Source organism: Streptomyces sp. (assembly GCF_035563135.1).
GTDB lineage: Bacteria > Actinomycetota > Actinomycetes > Streptomycetales > Streptomycetaceae > Streptomyces.
Map to the genome: position 1 here is coordinate 1 of NZ_DATMVN010000184.1, position 2,821 is coordinate 2,821.

Genomic DNA, 2,821 nt, shown 5'->3' on the forward strand with positions numbered 1-2,821 from the left:
GAGGGCACCGCGGCGAGCAACGGGAAGTCCGGCAGCGCGGGAGGTCCGGTGAACGCGAGCGGCGTGGCCGTGGACGCCGTACCGAGGGCGAATCCCGGCCCGAGGCCGTAGGCCGCACCCCACGTCGCCGCGTTCGGCACGAGCGCCGTCGCCAGCAGGAGGACCGAGATCCGGCCGGCCCAGTCGTGCGACAGCTCCAGGAACGACTCCCGCGCCGCCCCCGCGTGCCACACCAGCGCCACCGCGACCAGCAGCGCCCCGCCGCCGAGCAGCATGAGCACACCGGCGGCGGCCGACCGCAGGGCCACCGCGGCCCCGGACCGGAATCCGGAGCGAGCGGCCGCCTCCTGCAACCGCAGCGGCGCGTGGACCAGCAGGGGGGCCAGCGGCCGCCCCCGCGCCGTCCACACACCCGCGGCGGCAGCAGCGGTCACCACGAGGGTGACGGGAAAGGCGATCGAGGCCCGGTCGGGGGGCAGCCCTCCGCCCCCCGCATACGCCGCCGCGGCCAGCACCACCAGCAGATAACCGGCGCTCACCGCACAGAACACCCCGGCCACCGCGTGTCCGCCCGAACTCTTCCCATCGGTCTCGGCCGAGTCCCGGGCGGCCCGGTGCACCAGCCACACCGGCAGCACGACCAGCAGCAGCGGGACGACCGCCACCGGGGCGGGGTGCCCTCCCGCGGCACCGGCTCTGACGAGTTCGGCCCCATGAGCGAGCAGCCAGAGGCCGGTCGCCACGCGAAGGGCTCCGCCCGGCCCGCTGTCGGGATACGGAGAGCCGATCCACAGCCCCATGACCAGGACGGTGAGCGAGCCGAGCCCGAGCCCCGCCGCGAGCGTCCCCCGCACGAAGGCGGAGGCCAGTGCGGCGGAGCTGCTCCGCCCTGCCGGCAACATCGGGCTGCGCTCGGTCACTTGGGTCACGCGGCCATGCTGCCAACGACACGCGCTTATTTCCGGTAACGGGCTAATGGCCGTTGTGTCGCTCAATATACGTTTATGTACTTTTTCACCCAGTGCAGTGTTCTCGGGGACGGAGGCCTGGCATGACACGGCACACCACCGGTCCGGCGCCCGCCGTCCCGTTGCCCTCCCCCAAGGAGCGCCGCAGGCTGCGTGAGGCCAGGGCACTGAGTGTGGAAGAGGCCGCGAAGGCCGTGGGCGTCACGGCCGCCACCGTCCGCTCCTGGGAAACAGGGCGCACCAGCCCGCGGGGCCGTCGGCGCGCGGCCTACGCCAGGCTGATCGGCTGCGCCGAGGGCCGCCCCCTCCCGTCTCCCCCCGTCGAAGCCACCACCCCCGCACCGGAAACGCCCGCCCGGGCCGCCCTCGCCCCTGGCACACCGGGGCCGGATGCCCTGAGCCCTGGCACGTCCACGCCGGGCGCCCCCGTTCCGGACGCTCCCGCTCCGGCCGGCTCCGCACCGGCCGGCTCCGCACCGGAGACGACTGCACCCAGGGCCACTGCGCCCGAGGATCTCGGTCGCGCCCCGCAGTCCAAGGAGGGGCTCACGGCCGAGGAGGCGTTCGACGCCCTGTACCACTGCGCCGCGCCCGGCCTCACCCGCCAGGTGTATCTGCTGACCGGCCGGCGGAAGCTCTCCCAGGAGGCGGTCGAGCACGCCTTCCGGACCGCCTGGCAGCGCTGGCCCGAGGTGGCCCAGGACCGCGACCCGGCGGGCTGGGCGCGGGCGGTGTCGTACGAGTACGCGATGTCTCCCTGGCGCCGGCTGCGCCGTGTCCACCGCCGCGCCGACCCGCTGCCCGAGGATCCGGCCCGGGGCGCCCTGCTCGACGCGCTGCTCGGCCTGCCGCCCTCGTACCGTCGTACGCTGCTGCTCCACGACGGTGTGGGTCTGGGGCTGCCGGAGACGGCCGCGGAGACGGAAGCGAGTACGCCTGCCGCGGCAAGCAGGCTGGTGAACGCGCGGACTGCCGTCGCGGAGCGGCTGCCCGAGCCGACGGCCCCCCAGGGCGCCGGCGACCGGTCCGCGCCACCGCTCCGCGAGCGGCTGCGCGCACTCGCCCTCGCGGCGGAGGTGCCCGCGCCGTCGCCGGCCCCCGCCGTCCGCGCGGGCAGCGAGCGCGTCGCGGGACTCTGGACGCGGTCGGCGCTCTGCTTCGGGGCGCTGCTCATCAGCGCGACCGCCTTCACGCTGTACACCGCCCCCACCCAGTACGAGCAGCCGTTGGCGCCTGCCCGGCCTGTCGGCGACGTCCCTCCGCCGGCCGGGCCGCAGAAGCTGACACCACAGGACCTGAAACTGCAGAAGTCACTGCGGAACGAGTTGACGCACGGCCCGGAGCGCCTGGTTCCGCGGATTCCCTGACCGCGCCCTGACTGCGCCCTGTCCGCGCCCCCGCAACGGAAACGGCGCGGGCGCGCACCCCCTCGTGGAGGGGGTGCGCGCCCGCGCCGTTTCACGGTGGGGCGGTGATGTGCGGAGGTCAGCCGCCGAGGATCTCGCGCGCCAGCTTGGCGGTCTCGGTCGGCGTCTTGCCGACCTTCACGCCTGCGGCCTCGAGGGCCTCCTTCTTGGCCGCGGCGGTACCGGAGGAGCCGGAGACGATGGCGCCGGCGTGGCCCATGGTCTTGCCCTCCGGAGCGGTGAAGCCTGCGACATAGCCGACGACCGGCTTCGTGACGTTCTTCGCGATGTAGTCGGCGGCACGCTCCTCGGCGTCGCCACCGATCTCACCGATCATCACGATGAGGTCGGTCTCGGGGTCCGCCTCGAACGCCGCGAGCGCGTCGATGTGGGTGGTCCCGATGATCGGGTCGCCGCCGATGCCGATGGCGGTGGAGAACCCGATGT

The 2,821-nt window shown here is 74.7% G+C and carries 2 protein-coding genes and 1 pseudogene; 1 reads left to right on the forward strand and 2 read right to left on the reverse strand.

What is annotated here, in order from left to right; translation table 11 throughout:
* A partial coding sequence (locus VN520_RS08040) for a DUF6350 family protein (RefSeq protein WP_325746159.1) occupies positions 1-902 on the reverse strand: 902 nt, incomplete at its 3' end.
* A gap of 149 nt (positions 903-1,051) precedes the next feature.
* Between VN520_RS08040 and VN520_RS08045 the strand changes: the two genes are divergently transcribed.
* Positions 1,052-2,335, forward strand: a complete 1,284-nt coding sequence (locus VN520_RS08045; protein WP_325746158.1) for a sigma factor-like helix-turn-helix DNA-binding protein — start codon at positions 1,052-1,054, stop codon at positions 2,333-2,335.
* A 118-nt stretch (positions 2,336-2,453) separates the two neighbouring features.
* Here the strand turns inward: VN520_RS08045 and VN520_RS08050 are convergent.
* Positions 2,454-2,821: pseudogene (locus tag VN520_RS08050) on the reverse strand (succinate--CoA ligase subunit alpha); the annotation flags it as partial.

Bases quoted from the DNA above. Each gene is read 5' to 3' on its own strand.
- VN520_RS08045 (WP_325746158.1), top strand. From the start codon at position 1,052: ATGACACGGCACACCACCGGTCCGGCGCCCGCCGTCCCGTTGCCCTCC.